The sequence below is a fragment of the Flavobacterium sp. KY-23415 genome, assembly GCF_055384985.1.
Genome location: NZ_AP044001.1, coordinates 2388232 through 2404589 on the forward strand (window position 1 = coordinate 2388232; position 16358 = coordinate 2404589).

At 30.7% G+C, this 16358-nt stretch carries 20 protein-coding genes and 1 tRNA gene; 13 read left to right on the forward strand and 8 right to left on the reverse strand.

Annotation, left to right across the window (positions count from 1 at the left end):
* Positions 1–37: 37 nt before the first annotated feature.
* Complete coding sequence (locus ACZ49Z_RS10310; protein WP_464304238.1) at positions 38–487, forward strand: GatB/YqeY domain-containing protein; 450 nt, start codon at positions 38–40, stop codon at positions 485–487.
* Between the two features lie 114 nt (positions 488–601).
* Positions 602–675, forward strand: a tRNA-Arg gene (locus ACZ49Z_RS10315).
* Positions 676–755: 80 nt separating this feature from the next.
* On the opposite strand, the gene ACZ49Z_RS10320 is transcribed toward ACZ49Z_RS10315, so the two are convergent.
* Positions 756–995, reverse strand: a complete 240-nt coding sequence (locus tag ACZ49Z_RS10320) for a hypothetical protein (protein WP_464304239.1) — start codon at positions 993–995, stop codon at positions 756–758.
* Between the two features lie 616 nt (positions 996–1611).
* Here ACZ49Z_RS10320 and thrC point away from each other — a divergent pair.
* Positions 1612–2904, forward strand: a complete 1293-nt coding sequence (gene thrC, locus ACZ49Z_RS10325) for a threonine synthase (RefSeq protein ID WP_464304240.1) — start codon at positions 1612–1614, stop codon at positions 2902–2904.
* 72 nt (positions 2905–2976) lie between these two features.
* Here thrC and ACZ49Z_RS10330 read toward each other — a convergent pair whose 3' ends face one another.
* The 6 genes from ACZ49Z_RS10330 to ACZ49Z_RS10355 form a co-directional block, all read right to left on the reverse strand.
* Positions 2977–3612, reverse strand: coding sequence for a DsbA family oxidoreductase (locus ACZ49Z_RS10330; protein WP_464304241.1), 636 nt, complete (start codon positions 3610–3612; stop codon positions 2977–2979).
* 11 nt (positions 3613–3623) lie between these two features.
* Positions 3624–3827, reverse strand: coding sequence for a (4Fe-4S)-binding protein (locus ACZ49Z_RS10335; protein WP_464304242.1), 204 nt, complete (start codon positions 3825–3827; stop codon positions 3624–3626).
* Between the two features lie 92 nt (positions 3828–3919).
* A complete protein-coding gene (locus tag ACZ49Z_RS10340) occupies positions 3920–4459 on the reverse strand; it encodes an OsmC family protein (protein WP_464304243.1) in 540 nt (179 codons plus the stop codon).
* A 14-nt stretch (positions 4460–4473) separates the two neighbouring features.
* The gene (locus ACZ49Z_RS10345) at positions 4474–6240 is read right to left on the reverse strand and encodes a PLP-dependent transferase (protein WP_464304244.1); all 1767 of its coding nucleotides are present in this window, start codon (positions 6238–6240) and stop codon (positions 4474–4476) included.
* A gap of 10 nt (positions 6241–6250) precedes the next feature.
* Positions 6251–7696 carry an aldehyde dehydrogenase family protein gene (locus tag ACZ49Z_RS10350; protein ID WP_464304245.1) on the reverse strand — a complete coding sequence of 482 codons (1446 nt, stop codon included), beginning with the start codon at positions 7694–7696 and terminating at the stop codon, positions 6251–6253.
* Positions 7697–7699: 3 nt separating this feature from the next.
* A complete protein-coding gene (locus ACZ49Z_RS10355; RefSeq protein WP_464304246.1) occupies positions 7700–8710 on the reverse strand; it encodes a homoserine dehydrogenase in 1011 nt (336 codons plus the stop codon).
* Positions 8711–8821: 111 nt separating this feature from the next.
* Here ACZ49Z_RS10355 and ACZ49Z_RS10360 point away from each other — a divergent pair, with 111 nt between their 5' ends.
* Complete coding sequence (locus ACZ49Z_RS10360; protein WP_464304247.1) at positions 8822–9292, forward strand: Lrp/AsnC family transcriptional regulator; 471 nt, start codon at positions 8822–8824, stop codon at positions 9290–9292.
* 454 nt (positions 9293–9746) lie between these two features.
* On the opposite strand, the gene ACZ49Z_RS10365 is transcribed toward ACZ49Z_RS10360, so the two are convergent.
* The gene (locus ACZ49Z_RS10365; RefSeq protein WP_464304248.1) at positions 9747–10622 is read right to left on the reverse strand and encodes a hypothetical protein; all 876 of its coding nucleotides are present in this window, start codon (positions 10620–10622) and stop codon (positions 9747–9749) included.
* Positions 10623–10963: 341 nt separating this feature from the next.
* On the opposite strand from ACZ49Z_RS10365, the gene ACZ49Z_RS10370 reads away from it, so the two are divergent.
* The 9 genes from ACZ49Z_RS10370 to ACZ49Z_RS10410 all read left to right on the forward strand — a co-directional run bounded on the left by ACZ49Z_RS10370 (position 10964) and on the right by ACZ49Z_RS10410 (position 16352).
* Positions 10964–11128 (forward strand): hypothetical protein, encoded by a 165-nt coding sequence (locus ACZ49Z_RS10370; protein WP_464304249.1) that lies wholly within the window; start codon positions 10964–10966, stop codon positions 11126–11128.
* A gap of 41 nt (positions 11129–11169) precedes the next feature.
* Positions 11170–12828, forward strand: coding sequence for an ATP-binding protein (locus ACZ49Z_RS10375; protein ID WP_464304250.1), 1659 nt, complete (start codon positions 11170–11172; stop codon positions 12826–12828).
* A gap of 8 nt (positions 12829–12836) precedes the next feature.
* A complete protein-coding gene (locus ACZ49Z_RS10380; protein WP_464304251.1) occupies positions 12837–13520 on the forward strand; it encodes a DNA-binding response regulator in 684 nt (227 codons plus the stop codon).
* A gap of 167 nt (positions 13521–13687) precedes the next feature.
* Positions 13688–13843 carry a YegP family protein gene (locus ACZ49Z_RS10385; RefSeq protein WP_464304252.1) on the forward strand — a complete coding sequence of 52 codons (156 nt, stop codon included), beginning with the start codon at positions 13688–13690 and terminating at the stop codon, positions 13841–13843.
* Positions 13836–14081, forward strand: a complete 246-nt coding sequence (locus ACZ49Z_RS10390) for a hypothetical protein (protein WP_464304253.1) — start codon at positions 13836–13838, stop codon at positions 14079–14081. The genes ACZ49Z_RS10385 and ACZ49Z_RS10390 overlap by 8 nt, the downstream gene beginning before the upstream one ends.
* A 2-nt stretch (positions 14082–14083) precedes the next feature.
* Positions 14084–14368, forward strand: coding sequence for a membrane protein insertion efficiency factor YidD (gene yidD / locus ACZ49Z_RS10395; protein WP_464304254.1), 285 nt, complete (start codon positions 14084–14086; stop codon positions 14366–14368).
* Positions 14369–14556: 188 nt separating this feature from the next.
* Positions 14557–15621 carry a type I restriction endonuclease gene (locus ACZ49Z_RS10400; RefSeq protein WP_464304255.1) on the forward strand — a complete coding sequence of 355 codons (1065 nt, stop codon included), beginning with the start codon at positions 14557–14559 and terminating at the stop codon, positions 15619–15621.
* Between the two features lie 85 nt (positions 15622–15706).
* Positions 15707–16135 (forward strand): hypothetical protein, encoded by a 429-nt coding sequence (locus ACZ49Z_RS10405; protein ID WP_464304256.1) that lies wholly within the window; start codon positions 15707–15709, stop codon positions 16133–16135.
* 1 nt (position 16136) lies between these two features.
* Positions 16137–16352, forward strand: coding sequence for a hypothetical protein (locus ACZ49Z_RS10410; protein WP_464304257.1), 216 nt, complete (start codon positions 16137–16139; stop codon positions 16350–16352).
* Positions 16353–16358: the final 6 nt, after the last annotated feature.

Sequence of the window (16358 nt, forward strand, 5' to 3'; positions counted from 1 at the left end):
TAAATGAAAGATACTAATTTAATAAATTAAAGAAAATATGAGTTTAGAAGCAAAAATCATGGATCACATGAAAACGGCTATGAAAGCTAAAGATACCGTAGCATTAGAAGCATTAAGAGCCATAAAATCAGCCATAATATTAGCAAAAACAGAAACAGGATCAGGTGATGTTTTGGCAGAAGCAGACGAAGTAAAAATGCTACAACGTTTGGTAAAGATGAGAAAAGACAGTGCAGAAATATATACAGCACAAGGACGTTCAGATTTAGCAGAACCAGAATTAGCTCAAATTGCAGTAATAGAACAATTTTTACCAGCACAATTATCAGAAGCAGAAATAGAAACTATAATTGCAAGAATAATATCCGAAACTGGAGCTTCTGGAATTGCTTCTATGGGGAAAGTAATGGGCTTAGCATCGGCAGAAATTGGCGGACAAGCAGAAGGGAAAGTAATTTCTGGAATTGTAAAGAAATTATTAGTATAAGTGGATAAAAAAAGAACATTGAGAAAAGATAATAGAGAATAGATTTGTTTTAATGTTTATAAAAAATCAGTCTTAGGTTCTTTCATCTTTTCTCCATGTTTCCTCTTAAAAATAGGCCTCGTAGTTCAACTGGATAGAATGGCGGATTTCGGCTCCGTTGGTTGCAGGTTCGAACCCTGCCGAGGTCACAAATTAAACTAAAAAAAGAGTAAAAAGAAGGCAATGATGCTGATTTTTTACTCTTTTTTTAGTTTATTCTAGAGAATAATTAATTTTTTCCACCTGTAGGAGCAGGTCCCGATCCAATTGATTTTGAAGGTGAACAACCTTTACAATTGGTGTGAGCATCACAGTTGGCAATTGCATTAGCTGTTGATGATTCTACTACGGTATGAAGTGTTCCGTCTGGGTTTTCATATTTACAATCCCATGATTGACCTCCGTTAATTGCTTTTTTTTGTGTCTTAGAAAGTACATTAATTCCTTTAAGGTTTTCAAGTTTTTTCATTATGTAATTGTTTTAAAAATTATATAATCAAAAATAGAAATAAGTATAAAAGTTAAATTCACCCATAAGTGGTGATTTTTTACAATATTTGATTAAAACATCATAAATTTTTAAAATAGAGATAAGATATTATCATTTTACGAACTCTGCATATAATCAATTTTTAATATTTTTTTAATAAAACTTTTTCCTTAGCAGTTTTACGTTTTTAGGTTATTGTTTTTTATTCAAAAAAAGAGTTTAGAACTGAATATATTTCAGGATTCACACAGTTTTAATAGTGAATACGAATCTTTTTTGAATTAGCAAAAGCATTAACAAGTGTCATTTATAAATATAGATTTTTAACTGATATTTGTATTTCCAAAATTATGATATAATGCATTTAGGCCAGATATGTATTAGACTTTGTTGTGAGAAAAATGGATTCAAAAGAGTAAAGAAGTGCGCAAGCTTTTTTTCAAAATGTGCTATTAGCTTCATTGATTGCGTGTAATGAAATAAGGAAGCAAATATAAATAGACCTTTTCATAATAGCATTTTAATGCCTACTTTGAGTTTAATGGAATATCACAATTTTTATTAATAATGAAATTGTACTTAGAGAATAAAAATAATGAATTACTATAGTTTAAATAAAAAAGCTCCAAAAGTATCTTTTAAAAATGCAGTTATAAACGGACTTGCTCCAGATAATGGGCTCTATTTTCCTGAATTTATCAAACCTTTGCCTAAAGAATTTTTTAATAGGATTGGTGATTTTTCCCATGTTGAAATCGCCTTCGAATCTATAAAGCAATTCGTGTCTCCGGAAATTCCAGACGCTATCCTAAAAACGATTATAGAAGAAACATTATCATTTGATTTTCCAATTGTGGAGTTGAATAAAAATATCTCTACTTTAGAATTGTTTCACGGACCAACAATGGCATTTAAGGATGTTGGTGCACGTTTTATGGCACGTTGTCTAAGTTATTTTAATCAAAATAATACCAATGAAGTTACTGTACTAGTTGCTACGTCTGGTGATACTGGAGCCGCAGTAGCTCATGGTTTTTTAGATGTGAAAGGTGTTAATGTTGTGATATTATACCCAAGTGGAAAAGTGAGCGATATTCAAGAAAAACAATTAACAACTCTTGGAAATAATATTAGTGCTTTAGAAGTTATGGGAACGTTCGATGATTGTCAGGCAATGGTTAAAACCGCTTTTTTGGATAAAAACATTACCGATAAAAAACAATTAACCTCAGCAAATTCAATAAATGTAGCTCGTTGGTTACCTCAATTGTTCTACTTTATGTTTGCTTATAAAAAATTACATTATAAATATGAAGATATTGTTTTTTCTGTACCGAGCGGCAATTTCGGAAATTTGTGTGCTGGTATGATGGCACAACAATTAGGCTTACCAATTAAGCACTTTATAGCGTCCAATAATAAAAATAATGTAGTTGCAGAGTATTTACAAACACAGCTATATAGCCCCAAACCTTCTGTGGAAACTATAAGTAATGCTATGGATGTAGGAAATCCAAGCAATTTTATTCGCATTCAAGAAATTTATAAAAATAAATTCGAAATCTTGAAAGATAACATGTCTGCTTATAGTTTTTCTGATTATGAAACTAAGGCTGCTATGTTAGAAATTTATGAAAAATATAATTATGTTGCAGATCCGCATGGAGCAGTTGGTTATTTAGGATGTAAAGCTTATTTAGAAAAGAATCCAAATGCAAATTGTGTCTTTTTGGAAACGGCACATCCTGCAAAATTTTTAGATATAGTTGAAGATGTTATAAAAAAGGAACAAGCTTTACCAAAACAAATTCAATCTGTAATTAAGAAAAACAAAGTAGTAACTAGAATTTCAAATTATGAAGACCTAAAAGAATATTTATTAAAATAGACTTCTTGAGTTAATGTTTAATAAAGCATTGTTTATATTGATGATAACTAATAGTTTCAATTAAACTAATTGTTAAAAATACTCCTCATAAGTTTCTTTCATCATTTCTAAAAAGACTTCTTCAGGTTGAGCCCCTGAAATTGCTTTTTTATTATTGAACACAAAAAAAGGAACTCCAGAAATGCCTAACTCTTTTGCTAGTTTCTGATCTTCCGATACACTATTAGTCAGTGCTTCGTTTGATAGCTTACTTAACAAATCATTAGCTTCAAAGCCTAATGAGACTCCAATGCTTAATAGAGTACTAGTATTGTCAATGTTTTTGCCATCAGTAAAATAGGCTTTTAATAAAAGTTCTTTTGCTTCATTTTGTTTATTAATTGTCTTAGCAAGATGAACCAATTTATGTGCATTAAAAGAGTTTGCAACGACAATATCATTTAAATTAAAACTAATACCTACTTCTTTAGCCATATTCGCTGCTTTAGAAAATAAATCGGTCATTTGTTTTTTATTTGCCCCTTTACTCACATAATAATCAATAGTATGAATATCTGTGTTTGTTTTTAAATTAGGGTCTAATTCAAAACTTTTCCAATCAACAACAATCTTTTCTTTGAATGCAAATTGTGAAATGGCATTTTCTAACCTTCTTTTTGCTATGTAACAAAAGGGACATCTAATATCTGACCAAACGGTAATTGTCATATTCTATCTATTTAGTTGTTTTCTATTGTTAATGCACCAGAAGGACATTTAGAAACTTGTTTTATTATTTCTTCTTTAGACGCATTTTTTGTGTTAATCCAAGGTGTTTCATTTGGTTTGTAAACATCTGGTAAAAGTTTTACACAAAACCCCGTATGGGTGCACTTAGACATGTTCCAAACTATAGTGATATCGTCTTTTTTAAATTTTTCCATTCTATATATTTTTTATTCTATAATTGTTTTTAGACGGATTGAATTATCTTAGGGACTCATATTATGAGTCCCCATGATAATTAGATTATGTTTTACAAAATATTTAAAGTGGCAACCATTTTTACTTTGTTTGCCATTGTAGCATAATTAGGGGAAAATTGGATTACTTCATTAGCAGCTTCTTGGTACTGTGCATTTGTTCCATTACCTTTTACAGTAAATGCGTATTCAATAGTGTCAAACCCTACAGGAGCGCTTTCATTGATTCCTAGGAAACCTTGAAGATCTAATCCCGATTTAATATCTAAGGTAACAGCTTCTAACTCGATGCCTTTAATAGAACACATTGCAACAAAAGTAACCATCATACAACCAGAAAGACCACCTAATACATAATCTTGAGGTGTTGGAGCAGAATGTGCTCCTAATAATTGTTCTGGTTCATCTATAGTGAATGAAAAATCATGAGGAATAGTTTCGTCTCCTAATGTTAGGTTGTTTGTTTTTACACCCACTTTAGTTCCTCCCATCCAAGTAGCTTTAATTCCACCATTATACATGCCATTTTTTGCATCTTTTTCTACGGTATTTTTGTAAGCTCCTAATGCTTCTAAGTTTAATCCGTTAATCATAATAATTTTTATTTTTAGTTTAAATAACCATTTTCAATTAATTGTTTTTGTACTTCCATGTAAGTATCTGCATATAGTTTATCTATATCTTCTATAGGCATAAACGCATCAGAAAATCCTGGTTTTTCTGGATCAATCATTAATTTTATAGATTGGATAAAATGTCTTATTAATTCTTTAGGGTTTTCATTTCCTACAGAAATTCTCATGGTAGTTTTGTGAATTCCAGACTTCAGCAATGCTTCCTGATTCAGCTCTGAGTGAGATGTAAATGCTGGACATAACAGTGTTGTGTTGATTTGACCAAGACTAACTTGAAAGCCAAAAGCTGGTGCTAAAGTATCAAAGAACTTTTTGAAAGCAGTATCACTTACTCCTGATTTTTCAAAGTTAATAGTGAATAATGGTGCAGCTAATTGATATTTACTAACTTTCTTCATAATAGCGTGGTTAGGATTATCCTCTAACGCATTGCATATTACCGACATTTCTGGATTGGAGTTAAAGAATTTAGCTAAAACTAGTGTGTTTACACATTTTTGAGTCATTCTCAAGTTCATGGTTTTCATACCAGATAAGATTTCAAATGCGGCATCTGCATTTAAGAAAGCACCTTTAATGTAGTACACATTCCAGAATAAAGATTCATCCCAATTAACACCGTCAATCTTTTCTCCTTTTGGAACAAACATTAAGCTGTTCTTTCCTATTATCCCTCCTGCAATTGCATTACCCGAACCTGTAATATCTTTTGTGTAACTATGGAATAAATAATCTGGTCTGCAATCTTCATCTTCATGCTGTAGTGGTTTAATTAAAAACGGAGTAGCCACAGTACCATCTAGCATAACTATAGAGCCATTTTGTTTTGCATATTTGCAAATAGCAGGAACGTCTAACATGTAGCCGTGTGGGTTGCAAGGAGATTCTATATAGACATGTATTTTTTTACCATTTGCTAATTGATCTTTGTAATCAATTTTAGCTTGATCCATTACAGGTTTAAAGTCTTCTAATGTATATCCATCAAACCAAATTACTTGAATAGCCATCTTGTTCTTCTTTGCAAAAAAATCTTCGATAAGCTGGAATGCACCACCATAAATATTTCTAGAAACAATCATGATGTCTTGGTAGCGAAGCACATTACATAATAAAGCATCAATTGCAGCCATACCACTATTAAAGTTCCAAGCAGTATATTCACTGGCATATTTTCCAGCTTCTAAGTGCACTAAATGATTGCCTAGTGCCATAGACGTTGGGTTCAATGATCTTGAATAGATATGATGTATAGATTCTTTACCATTAAAGGCATCATCAATCCATTCAGTACATGAATAATCATATGTAGAAGTGCGTGCAATTACAGGTGTTGCAGAAAACAATGCAGCTATATTGTTAAATAACGGCATTGGTCCTTTAGCATTTAAAGTAGCATCAGACTGTTCTAAAGATTGATAAGTTTGTTTTAAGGGAGCTTGAAGTGTTTCAAGAACTTTAGCAATTTGAAAAGACATGAAACGTTTTGCATTAAAATAGGCAACTTTTTCACTAGGATCTAATTTGCTAACAGTATCATTAGTTATTTCTTTTAATTTAGAAATGTCTGATTGTGCAGTATAGATGTCTATAGTTGCTTTTTTTAAGGTTTCTCCATAAGCGCTGTTAGGGTCAATTTCGAAATAGGCTAATTGCTCTGTAGCTAACTCTTCTATAGTAGTACAAACAGTAGAGTTTCTTTTTGGGGATAAAATTTTTGTGTTGTTGATATTGCTCATTTTTAGTTAATTATTTAAGATTGAAACAGATTATTTTAGGGGTACTCATTTCTTGCATTGCAGACTTAACACCTTCACGTCCAATTCCGCTTTGCTTAATGCCTCCAAAAGGCATCATGTCTATACGATAATCAGAAGAATCATTTATCATCACACCACCACACTGTAGTTCGGTAATAGCTTTAAATGCCACTTCTATAGTATTTGTGAAAATTCCAGCATGCAATCCATATGGAGAGTCATTACTTGCTGCAATACCTTCTTCTAATGTTTTAATTTTTGACAGTGTAGCTACTGGTCCAAAGATTTCCTTTTTCCCATTTAGTGGATTATTAAAATCACCTTCTAAAATGGTAGGTTCAAAAACATTTTCTATTCTGTTACCACCATGTAAAACAGTATAGCCCGATGTTTTAAGTTCTTCTATTGATTTTTCGATTTCTTTTATAGCATAATTGGATATGATTGGCCCTATGTCTGTAGTCTCATCTTCAGGATTGCCAATTTTTACTTTTTGTGCATATTCAATTAGTTTATTTTTAAAAGTGTCATATATGTCTTCATGAACATACATTCTTTTTACACCAACACAATTCTGACCCGCTGCCCAAATAATGGCACCTAAACAATTTTTAGCAACCTCATCAATATCAATATCATTCATTACAATTACAGGAGAACTAGATCCTAATTCCATTGCTAATTTTTTAACACCAATAATTTTTGTTATTTCTTCTCCAGATTTAGTACCTCCAGTAAAGCTCACCATATTTATTCTTGGGTCAGAAATTAAAGTGTTACCAAAATCAATACTAGGACCAGTAAGAATGTTTAGAACATGAAAAGGCAATCCTGCCTCCAGGAATAATTCTCCTAATTTTATGGCCGAAATTGGAGTGAAGTTTGATGGTTTTAAAATTACTGCATTTCCTGCGGCTATCGCAGGGCCTATTTTATGAGCAACCAAGTTTAAAGGATCATTGAAAGGAGTTATTGCTGTTATAATTCCTATTGGGTTATTTACATAGTAACCTGTTCTTTTTTCAGATCCTTCAAAGGCACTAAAAGGAACAGTTTCTCCATTATTTCTTTTTGCTTCCTCAGCACAAAGTGTTAACGTATTGATGCATCTGGCTACCTCTTTTCTCGATTCCTTAATAGTCTTCACGCCTTCTGAAACTATAGTTTTTGCAAACTCATCTTTTCTTTCTCTCAACAAAAAAGCTACTTTTGCTAATATTTCACTACGAGTGTGTGGAGATAATTTCCTAGAAATTTCTTTACCTTTTTCAGCCGAAATTAAGGCCTCTTCAATATGGTCTTCAGTAGCACAAGCTCCATAATAAATTGTTCTACCTGTATAAGGGTTTTGTACAGGGAATTTCTTCTGAGTTTCTACCCATTTTTCACCAATTAGCATTTTCATAGTGCTAATCTTATCTAATGTTTCAATCATTTTTTAAAAATTTTTAATTATAGAAAGCACATCTGAAAAGACAGAATATCCTGTTTCTAATCTTCCTGCTCCTGGTCCTGTTATCATTACTTTTCCTAAATATTTTGTTGTAATTTCAATAGCATTGGTAACCCCACCTACATTAGAAAGAGCATCAGACATTGATAATGCTTCTGGTTGAACTTTTCCAGTTATAGTGTTTCCAGATTTTTTTAAACTTCCTATCAAACGAATGTTTTTTCCGTCTTTTTTGGCAGTATCTAACTCTTCTTTTGAAATAGTATCTATCCCAATTGTTGGAATGTTATCTAGTCCTAAATCAATACCAAAAATTTTGTGTGAAAGAATGGCAACTTTTCCTCTGGCATCATAACCCTTTACATCATTAGTAGGGTCTGCTTCTGCATATCCTTTTTCTTGTGCAACACTTAGCGCACTTTCAAAAGAATCACCTTCAGACATTTTTGAAAGGATATAATTACTAGTGCCGTTAAGAATGCCTCTAATTTCAAGAATTTCATCACCAGACAAACATTCATCTATAAGAGAAAATGTAGGAGTGCCACTCAAAACTGTCCCTTCATAGCGAAAAGCTACTTTATTGTCTTGTGCTATTTTGTTCAACTCTGTAAAGCGCAAAGCCACTGGTCCTTTATTGGTGGTAACAACATGCTTTCCATTAGAAAGTGCATTTTTAATAAAAGTGAATGCAGGATCCCCTGTTTTATAATCACTATAGGTTGCTTCTACTATTAAATCTACATCGGTTAAAGACGCTATAGTTACATCGTCAGCTAAGCTGCCATCACTAATCTTTTGATTGTTATTTAATTTGTTGAGAAGCTCTTTTAAATTGATACCATTAGAATTATAAATATTTCCTTTTTGTATATCTTTTATCGCTATAATCTTTATTGCTTTTCCATATTTTTCTTTTATCCAATTGTTTTTTTCGTCTAAGATTTCTATGAATCCTTGAGTGACTGTGCCTAAACCTATTATTCCTATATTCATTGATATTTAATTTTTAGTTTCTGAACAAAATTCAGTATTTTTGCATTAAGTCAAAATTTATTTTACTTTTAATTTGTATTAAATGAAAATAATTCTAAAAACAAATGAGTTATGAAATTAGATCAGAATGATATTCAAATTTTGAGATTATTACAGAATAATGCACGGCTATCTAATAAAGAACTAGCTGCCGAATTAAACATTGCACCCTCTACATGTCATGAAAGATTGAAAAAGTTATCTAAAGAGAGCTATTTTGAAGCATTCAACGCAAGTTTAAATTTGAAAAAATTAGGAATCAACATAGAAGTATTAGTAGCGGTACGTTTAAACAGACACGAAAGAGAGATAGTAAATTCATTCATTAAAAAAATAAAATCTTTAGAAGGAATAATTAGGTTTTATCATCTTGCTGGCGACACCGATTTTATGCTTCATCTTGCGGTTGAAAATTCTAATAGTTTAAGATCTTTTATAATGGATGAATTGGCTAATTTTAGCTATATAGATCATATAGAGTCTTCAATAATCTATCATAATGAATGTTTACATAATTTATCTTTTAAGAATGTGTTACTGTAAAACGCTATTGCGCTTTGTGCTTGAAAATTAAATGATTAATTGAGAAAAAGAGATGAGCTAGGCTTTTGTTTTCAAAAAAATAATATGGAATTAAGTAGCCTAAAAGAGAATAGATTTAGCAGAATTTCACCAAACAGTACCATGTTTGACAAAGATTATATAATAACGTGAGTTCGAGGTAAATTAATTGGTTTTCTTCCGTCACATCAAGTGTTTTCAATACAGCTTGCAGAATTGAAAATGTATCGAGATGTTATAAATATCCTATTCATTAGTTTTCGATACATTTTTTACTCCATTTTATTACGTAAAAAACATTCAACAGACGAAAAACTTTATTTATACTTAATTTAAAATTTTAATATCGAACTCACGTTAATAATATTTCCTTGAATTTAGGAGCTGTTAGGCTGTTTTTGTTAAAGAATTTGAAAATCAAGAAGAAACTTTATAATCATTCACAAGGCTTATCCTTAATATAAGTATTAAAGATATGCGCACTCACTTCTTTTAAAGATTTCTTGGTTTCGGGGTGTAGTGCTAGCTTATTAAAAAACTCCATTTCTCCTGTGAGAGATTTTCCATACCATAAACAAGCATTTCCGTTTTTATCTTTAAAAGAAAGTGTATCGCAAGGGTTAATCTTCTTAAAATCTGCAATAAAAGAATCTTCCTCCTTAGCACTGATATAGCGATCGCCACTTTCATTTGGAACATCACAATCTACTACTTCATAGTGATCGTTTACCCATTCCATACATTCTTCACCTTTCATAAAATAATGCACACCTAAAAAAAGTATTGCCATAATAACACAACCAGACGCAATTTTTAGTCCATTTGTTTTAAACCAAATGGTTTTTTTGTCTTCAGTTGGTGTTTTAGGTAGTACTTCAGGTATTGGGTTTTCTATGCCTCCATTAATGGGCTCACTTTGTCCACTAGTTAAGGCTTTTTCTTTAATATAGGATTTAGAGAATTTATTATATGGTCTATTTTGAAAATCTACAAACAGTGCAGCCAAATCTAGTCCATTTATGTTTTTAAGTTCAGATTTTCCTTTTAAAAATTTACCTAGAGATTTTAATTTATTTAATCTTTTATCATCATTGAGCTCGTGAGCCGTTTTAATGGTAAAATCAAAACCAAAGTATAATCTAAAGCTGGTTAAGTCGTCTTTATTACTATTTTCTTTAAAAACTAAAATACATAAATCTCTTAAGTTCGCAGCAGTTGGATTTAATAAAAAGTTGTTATGAATTCCATTTTTTTGGATTTCATATTGTTTTCTGATGCTTTTTCTATACTCATTTAAGTAATCTTTTTCCATATTTCATTTCAGATTTATCGGATTATTTCAGATTTTATCGGACTTATCTAGAATTTTTGGAACTCTCGGAATTCCGTATAAACACTGCCAAAAAATTGACAAATATTTGCATCAGAATTAGTTCTCGTTCTACTTCGCGATTAGAACAAATGTACAAAACTACTTCTAAACAAAGTGATGCTAAACAGATTAGAATTTTTATCTGGGAAGTATAAACAAGACTTTTCTGTTCTAGCTCACTTCACTTCCCAAAAGCAAATTTTTAACGGCAATAGCTAAATCAAAAAATCGAGAAAATCTCGAACAGCTATTCCTATGTCCAATTTTTAATAGTAAAAATTATGAAAACCATATATTTATTTATAGCAGTTATTTTATTTTCAGTAGGCTTTACATCGTGTACAGCAGAAGATATTTCAGAAAATGTAGCAACCAATCAACAAGCTAATGATACTGGTGGGCAAAATGGAACTTTACCGCCTCCACCACCACCTTCTTATCCATAATTTTTTTATAGTAATATAAATTAATTTAATAACTTCGGGAAATGAAATTCATCAAGAAACATTTCCCGATTTTATTTTTTCTATTTGCTTGCATCTCTTGTCAAAATAATGTAGATACTGCTAAAGGCTCTTCATTAGAAATTTATGAAAATTTATTAGAAAAGGCTAGGGAAAAAGATTCAATCAAACAATTAGATAGCGCATTCTACTTTTTTAATAAGGCAAAACTTATTTGTAAGAATAATGAAAAGGAAAAAAAGGTTTATGCGTTATTAGGAATGGCAGAAATTCAAAACACAAGGTCCGATTTTGTTGGATTAGAAGAGACAGCCACCGATGCTCTGTCAATCCTAGATGAAACAATGTATAAATCTAATTTATATAATCTTTTAGGAATTGCTTATCAAGAACAATTTAATTATGATAACGCTCTTCTATATTATGATAAAACTTTAAATTTGACCAATGACGAATTATACAAATGCATAATAAAAAATAATATTGCAGTTGTATATATAGAACAAAAAAGAAATAAGGAAGCTATTGAAATTTTAACTCCTATACTTAATAATACTATTTTACAAGCAGAAAATATCTCTTATTATGCAAAAATAATAGACAATCTGGGTTTTGCTTATTTTAAAAACAATCAAAAAGAAAAAGGATATAGTTATCTTGAAGAATCATTACGAATACGAGATAGTATTGGTAACGATTATGAAAAGATAGCTTCTTTAGTTCATTTGTCTAGATTTCATAAAGAGGAAAATCCAATTTTAGCCAAAGAGTTTGCAGAAAAAGCGTTGTTATCGGCTACTAATGTAAATAGTCCTGATGATAAGCTAGAAGCACTGAGTTTGTTGACAGATTTAAGTAATCCTTCCGAGTCAAAAGGATATTTTAAAGACTATATTAGAATTAACGACAGTATTACTACAGTTAGACAAACAGCAAAAAATCAGTTTGCAAATATAAAATACGAATCAAGTAATGCTATTAAAGATGCTGAGAATGAGAGAAGTCAAAAAATAATCTATTTACTACTCTTTGTAGTTTCTGTATTATCGGGTGTTTTTATATTCTATTTTATTAGAAAAAAGAACAAAGAAAAAATACAAAAAACGGCCTATGAAACCGAAACCAGAATTTCAAAAAGGCTGCACGATGAGTTAGCTAATGATGTTTTTAACACCATGATGTATCTTGAAACACAAGATTTTGTAGAACAAACAAGAAAAGAAAAAGTCTTAGGTAATTTAGAAAACATCTATGAAAAAGCCCGAAATATATCTAAACAAACCAGCGGTGTAAAAACAGGAAAAGATTTTGGTAATCTATTAAATGAAATGCTAACGAGCTATAAATCAGATGAAGTAAATATCATTAAAAAAGGGAATAATGAGATTAATTGGGAGTCAATAAGTGCAGAAAAGCAAATTGAAATACATCGTGTTTTGCAAGAATTATTAGTAAACATGAAAAAACACAGTAAAGCAACACTTGTATTTGTAATGTTTGAAAATCTAGAAAAAAGCATACGTATAAAGTACTCCGATAACGGAATTGGATTCGACATAGAAAAAATTTCTAAAAATGGATTGCGCAATATGGAAAACCGCATGAATAGTATTAAAGGAAGCATTACATTTGAATCTGAAAAGAATAGAGGAGTAAAAATTAATATGGAATTCCCCAAATAATATAAAGTATGATGTTTTCAAAAGTAATTATTGCCGAGGATATTGATGGATTAAATTTAGCAGTGGTGCAAGCGTTAAAAGATTTGAATATTCCTGAAGAGCAAATAGAGTATTCAAAATATTGTGATGATGCTTTCCTAAAAATGAGAAAAGCGGTTCAAGATGAAGTACCTTATGATTTGTTAATAACCGACCTTTCCTTTATGGAAGATTACCGACAAAAGGATTTAAAACTTCAATCGGGAGAAGAGCTAATAGCAGCTGTTAGAACATTGCAGCCCAATATAAAAATCATTGTTTTTTCTATAGAAGACAAACCCTATCGCATTAAATCGCTTTTCGTAGAACATGGAATTAATGGCTTCGTCATGAAAGGCAGAAACAGCATTCCAGAATTAAAAAATGCCATTGAAAAAGTTTTCACAACAGAAGAAAAATACATTTCGCCCAATATTGAACACGTTTTTCAAGACAGAACAGTTAGTGAAATAGACGATTATGATTTAGAAATCATCAAATACCTTTCATTAGGACTAACCCAAGATGAAATTGAAACGAAGTTTAAAGAATTAAACATTTCACCCAGTAGCAAAAGCGCTATAGAGAAACGAATTGGTAAACTAAAAATTAGTTTTAAAGCCAATAACAATGTGCATTTAATAGCCATTGCAAAAGATTTAGGACTAATATAAACCAATATTAAAATTATTTTCATCAAAGACCCAACAGCTTCCCAAAGCTTGTTGGGTCTTTTTTTGCATCAAACTGAAAATAATTTATTTGAGTACGGATTCCCGCAAGGAATTGATTTTTAAGGGTTATAATTTTGGGGTATTAATAATTTTAAAAAAATAAAATCATGAATGACAAATGGGAGTTTTACAAGGATGCATCTGGTGAATGGAGATGGAGAAGGATTGCAATTAATGGAAGAATAGTTGGAGCATCTTCACAAGGTTATGTGAATAAGTTGGATTGTATTAATAATGCAATAAGAAATGGATATAATGAATAGTAATATAGAATATAAAGTAATACCCTTTGTGGCATCAATTGATTCAAAAAAAGGAACATCAAATCATGTTGCACAACAATTAGAAGATTTAATTAAAAATTATTCTAATCAAGGTTGGAAATATGAACGATTAGAAAGTGTAACCACATTTGTGCAACCAGATAACGGTTGTTTCGGAATTGTTGGTGCAAAACCAGGATATACAACAACGAGACAAATGGTAGTTTTTTCAAAATAAGTATGAAGTATATAATTCTTTTATTAATTCGATCGTATTGGTTTTTAAAACCAAAGTATAGAAAACCAAGATGCATTTTCAAAAAATCATGTTCACATTATGTATTTGAAATTACTAAAGAGAAAGGATTTCTAAAAGGATTAAAAGCTTTAAACTTTAGATATAAAAATTGCAGATATGGTTATGAGTTTTTTAAAAATCCAGTGACAGGTGAAAAAGAAATAATTCTCTTAAATGGAGAGATAATTCCAAACTACGAAATTGCTGAAAGATTAATAATGGAATAATTGAATCTTGGGTCTTTAGATAAAGGAAGAATTATCATAATATCAATTTCTCTTTGAAACTCAACAGTTTCCCAAAGCTTGCTGGGTCTTTTTTTACATCAAACTGAAAATAATTTATTTGAGTACGGATTCCCGCAAGGAATTGATTTTTAAGGGTTATAAATTTGAAAATAAATAATTCAAATAATATGGAACTAAACACACAACTTAAAGCTTTGGCAGATAAAATCGTAATGTTAAAGGATAAAATAGAAACAGAAGAATCCACCAAACATGCTTTTGTATTGCCTTTCATTAATCTTTTGGGCTATGATACTTTTAATCCAACCGAAGTAGTACCCGAATTTACTGCCGATATTGGATTAAAAAAAGGAGAGAAAGTAGACTATGCCATTTTCGAAAACAATGAACCAATTCTAATTATAGAATGTAAGAACTGGAAAGAAAATTTAAGCATTCACAACTCGCAATTGTTGCGTTATTTTCATGTGACAAAAACACGTTTTGCTTTACTCACTAACGGAATTCAATATCAGTTTTTTACCGATTTAGATGAGAAAAACAAAATGGATCAAAAGCCTTTTTTAGAATTCGATATTACAAGCATTAAAGAAAATACAATAAACGAAATTGCAAAATTTCATAAGTCAAACTTCGACGTTAATAATATTGTTAATAATGCAAGTTCCTTAAAATATACCAAAGAGATAAAGAAACTTATTCAAGAGGAAATTAATACACCTTCTAATGAATTTGTACGCATGTTTGCTAACAAAGTATATTCTGGTAGATTAACCGAAAAAGTAATAGAAGAATTTAAAGAATTAGTACAAAAAGGATGCAATCAGTTCATCAGCGAAAAAGTAAACGATCGATTGAATGCTGCACTAGATAAAGAAGCTGAAAAACAATTAGAAGATCAAATTGAAGAAGTTGTAGAAAGTACAAAAATAGAAACTACAGAAGAAGAGCTAGAAGCCTATAAAATTGTAGTAGCAATTCTAAGACGAAAAATTCCGAAAAGTAGAATCGTTCATAGAGATACTCAATCGTATTTCGGAATCCTACTAGACGATAATAATAGAAAACCTTTATGCAGATTGCATTTAAATGGAAGTAAAAAATATTTAGGTGTTTTTGACGATAAGAAAAACGAGACCAAGTTACCTATTGAAACCATCGATGATATTTATCAATTTGAAACCGAACTACTAGAAACAGTTGGTTTTTATGAAGGAGTAAATCAGATATAAATATCAATATACAAATGGACTACTGATTATATGTTTAAATTTTACATTGAAAACATAAAAAAAAAACAACTATATAACCAAACACATGACAAAAAAACTACTCCTTATAGCATTATACATTTTCATTTCTTGTAAAGAAACCAGTCAACCACCACCAGTACAAAAACAAGAAAACAAAGTAGAAAACTTCTATAATGAAGTGCTAGAAATTACACCCGATGATAGGAAAGAAATAGACAATGAAGAAAGACGAACCTATCATGTTGACGAACAATACAAGTATGAATATCGCACAGGGTATCCCGATCATTACGAATACAACTATGATATAGTGGGTTTCGATAGTCTAAATAACGAAGTAACCGGCAATGTGAATACCTGTGGGAAATTTGGAGCTGGAATAATTAGAGACAAAAATGGTAATGAAAAAGACATTCAAGTAGAGTGGTATGACTATGGGAAAATGAAAGGAAAAGATACAGACGGCATGCGATATGAACTAAAAGCAGAATAATATGAAAACAATACTGATATTTTTAACAGTAATATTTTTAACCTCCTTCTCAACACTAGAAGATGAGGACGTATATTTGTGCGGTACAGAAGGAGCCAAGAAATACCATTTGAGTAAATCCTGCCGAGGCTTGTCGGGTTGCAAACACGAAATAACCAAAAAGAAACTTTCAGAAGCAAAAGAATTAGGATTAAAACTTTGCGCTTGGGAAGATTAAAGTATA

Excerpts from the sequence above, each read along its gene's own strand:
- ACZ49Z_RS10405 (WP_464304256.1), top strand. The coding sequence starts at position 15,707 with ATGACAAAAAAACTACTCCTTATAGCATTATACATTTTCATTTCTTGT.
- ACZ49Z_RS10370 (WP_464304249.1), top strand. The coding sequence starts at position 10,964 with ATGAAAACCATATATTTATTTATAGCAGTTATTTTATTTTCAGTAGGC.
- ACZ49Z_RS10345 (WP_464304244.1), bottom strand. The coding sequence starts at position 6,240 with ATGAGCAATATCAACAACACAAAAATTTTATCCCCAAAAAGAAACTCT.
- ACZ49Z_RS10385 (WP_464304252.1), top strand. The coding sequence starts at position 13,688 with ATGAATGACAAATGGGAGTTTTACAAGGATGCATCTGGTGAATGGAGA.
- ACZ49Z_RS10310 (WP_464304238.1), top strand. The coding sequence starts at position 38 with ATGAGTTTAGAAGCAAAAATCATGGATCACATGAAAACGGCTATGAAA.
- ACZ49Z_RS10365 (WP_464304248.1), bottom strand. The coding sequence starts at position 10,622 with ATGGAAAAAGATTACTTAAATGAGTATAGAAAAAGCATCAGAAAACAA.
- ACZ49Z_RS10340 (WP_464304243.1), bottom strand. The coding sequence starts at position 4,459 with ATGATTAACGGATTAAACTTAGAAGCATTAGGAGCTTACAAAAATACC.
- ACZ49Z_RS10330 (WP_464304241.1), bottom strand. The coding sequence starts at position 3,612 with ATGACAATTACCGTTTGGTCAGATATTAGATGTCCCTTTTGTTACATA.
- ACZ49Z_RS10350 (WP_464304245.1), bottom strand. The coding sequence starts at position 7,696 with ATGATTGAAACATTAGATAAGATTAGCACTATGAAAATGCTAATTGGT.
- ACZ49Z_RS10390 (WP_464304253.1), top strand. The coding sequence starts at position 13,836 with ATGAATAGTAATATAGAATATAAAGTAATACCCTTTGTGGCATCAATT.
- ACZ49Z_RS10410 (WP_464304257.1), top strand. The coding sequence starts at position 16,137 with ATGAAAACAATACTGATATTTTTAACAGTAATATTTTTAACCTCCTTC.
- yidD (WP_464304254.1), top strand. The coding sequence starts at position 14,084 with ATGAAGTATATAATTCTTTTATTAATTCGATCGTATTGGTTTTTAAAA.
- ACZ49Z_RS10320 (WP_464304239.1), bottom strand. The coding sequence starts at position 995 with ATGAAAAAACTTGAAAACCTTAAAGGAATTAATGTACTTTCTAAGACA.
- ACZ49Z_RS10360 (WP_464304247.1), top strand. The coding sequence starts at position 8,822 with ATGAAATTAGATCAGAATGATATTCAAATTTTGAGATTATTACAGAAT.
- thrC (WP_464304240.1), top strand. The coding sequence starts at position 1,612 with ATGAATTACTATAGTTTAAATAAAAAAGCTCCAAAAGTATCTTTTAAA.
- ACZ49Z_RS10380 (WP_464304251.1), top strand. The coding sequence starts at position 12,837 with ATGATGTTTTCAAAAGTAATTATTGCCGAGGATATTGATGGATTAAAT.
- ACZ49Z_RS10400 (WP_464304255.1), top strand. The coding sequence starts at position 14,557 with ATGGAACTAAACACACAACTTAAAGCTTTGGCAGATAAAATCGTAATG.
- ACZ49Z_RS10355 (WP_464304246.1), bottom strand. The coding sequence starts at position 8,710 with ATGAATATAGGAATAATAGGTTTAGGCACAGTCACTCAAGGATTCATA.
- ACZ49Z_RS10375 (WP_464304250.1), top strand. The coding sequence starts at position 11,170 with ATGAAATTCATCAAGAAACATTTCCCGATTTTATTTTTTCTATTTGCT.
- ACZ49Z_RS10335 (WP_464304242.1), bottom strand. The coding sequence starts at position 3,827 with ATGGAAAAATTTAAAAAAGACGATATCACTATAGTTTGGAACATGTCT.